The following is a 1,436-nucleotide window of genomic DNA, read 5'->3' on the forward strand; positions in this document are numbered from 1 at the left end:
CTGCGGCGGGCGCAGCGTGGCGACGCCGACCGGCCACACGACGGCCGCCTCCACCCCGAGGATCACCAGCGCCCGCAACCAGCGCCCCCACACGGCCCTCGGCCTGGGCACGCACAGCAGCAGCCCCAGGAAGAAGACCGACGCGAAGACCGCCAGCCCCGTCACCGTGAACGTGGTCGCCTCCGCGCCCACCATCGCCATCCCGGCCAAAGTGGCCAGCCCGAGGACCGGCGACAGGGCCAGCACCCCGGCGCCCGCCACCGCCCGTCCGGCCAGTCTGGCGAAAGAAGCCACAAGGGGACGTTAGTGCACTCCACGGGTTTCGGACAGGCGGATGGGATTCCGGACGCGGAGTGGGATAGCGCTTACCGGCGGGATGAGGTGAAATATCAGCGTCCCTCTACAAGGCTGGAGATTCCGTGCCACTGTTCGACCTGCCGCTTGAGCAACTCCGCAGCTACCTCCCCGAACGCGACGAGCCCGCGGACTTCGACGCGTTCTGGTCACGCACCCTGGCCGAGGCCGGGGAGTTCGACCTGAGCGCCGAGTACGTCCCGTACGACCTGCCCCTCGCCACCGTCGACGTGTTCGACGTGTCCTTCGCGGGCTGGGGCGGGCACCGGATCAACGGGTGGTTCCTGGTGCCGCGCGGGGTCGAGGGCCCGGTGCCGTGCGTGATGCACTACATCGGCTACAGCGGCGGTCGCGGGTTCGCCAAGGACCACCTGTTCTGGCCGTCGGCCGGGTACGCGGTGTTCGTGATGGAGACGCGCGGCCACGGCGGCGCGAACGCCGGCAGCCCCGGCGCGACCGGGGACCCGCACGGCAGCGCCTCGCCGCAGGCGCCGGGCATGATGACCCGGGGCATCCTCGACCCGGACGACTACTACTACCGGCGCGTCTTCACCGACGCCGTCAGGGCCGTGGACGCGGCCCTCGAACACCCGGCGGTGGACGCGAGCCGGGTCGTCGTCTCGGGCGGCAGCCAGGGCGGCGGCATCGCGCAGGCCACGGCCGCGCTGCACCCGGCGGTCAAGGCGGCGCTGATCGACGTGCCGTTCCTGACCCACTTCCGGCGGGCGGTCGAGATCACCGGGAAGGACCCGTACCAGGAGCTGGTGCGTTTCCTCTCCACCCGCAGGGACACCGCCGACCAGGTCTTCCGCACGCTGTCGTACTTCGACGGGCTCAACTTCGCCGCCCGCGGCCAGGTACCCGCGCTCTACTCGGTGGCGCTGATGGACGACGTCTGCCCGCCGTCGACCGTGTTCGCCGGATACAACCACTGGCAGGGCCCGAAGGAGATCTCCGTGTGGCCCTGGAACGGCCACGAGGGCGGCGGCGGCTTCCAGACGGAGGAGCAGTTGCGCTACCTCCACATCTCGTGCTGCCCGGCGGCATCGGCACGCTGGAGGAGCTCTTCGAGATCTGGACCG

The 1,436-nt window shown here is 71.1% G+C and carries 2 protein-coding genes; one reads left to right on the forward strand and one right to left on the reverse strand.

The annotated features are described in order from the left end of the window. Positions 1-294 (reverse strand): hypothetical protein (locus ACWDX9_RS63280; RefSeq protein WP_449973447.1); only part of this gene is annotated, 294 nt, incomplete at its 3' end. A 125-nt stretch (positions 295-419) separates the two neighbouring features. On the opposite strand from ACWDX9_RS63280, the gene ACWDX9_RS63285 reads away from it, so the two are divergent. After that, positions 420-1,436 (forward strand): acetylxylan esterase (locus tag ACWDX9_RS63285; RefSeq protein WP_449973448.1); only part of this gene is annotated, 1,017 nt, incomplete at its 3' end.

Source organism: Nonomuraea sp. NPDC003201 (assembly GCF_053590415.1).